The organism is Bowmanella yangjiangensis (assembly GCF_017255015.1).
GTDB classification, from domain to species: Bacteria; Pseudomonadota; Gammaproteobacteria; order Enterobacterales; family Alteromonadaceae; genus Bowmanella; species Bowmanella yangjiangensis.
This window is the reverse complement of the sequence record NZ_JAFKCS010000899.1, coordinates 1-286: the sequence shown is the minus strand read 5'-3', so window position 1 is coordinate 286 and position 286 is coordinate 1. Positions and strand designations below refer to the sequence as shown.

At 67.8% G+C, this 286-nt stretch carries 1 protein-coding gene; it reads left to right on the top strand.

What is annotated here, in order from left to right:
- Positions 1-5: 5 nt before the first annotated feature.
- Positions 6-286 (top strand): deoxyribodipyrimidine photo-lyase (locus tag J0A65_RS27870; protein WP_332874389.1); only part of this gene is annotated, 281 nt, incomplete at its 3' end.

The window sequence follows — 286 nt, the reverse complement described above, 5'->3', positions numbered from 1 at the left end:
GAACAATGTCCGGTGCCGCTGCTGATCGCCGGCCCCGCCACTCACATCCATCGCGACGCCCTGAGCGAACTGCAGTCGGCCAGCGATCCGCTGGCCGCCCACGCCTGGCTGCTGCGCCACGGCCTGCTCGGCTTGCACGAGGTAACCCCATGCAACGACTGATGTGGTTGCGCACTGACCTGCGCACCCAGGACAACACCGCCCTCAGCGAGGCCATGCTGAGTGGTCCGACCATCGCCCTGTACCTGATCACTCCGCAGCAGTGGCAGCGCCACGACGACGCGCC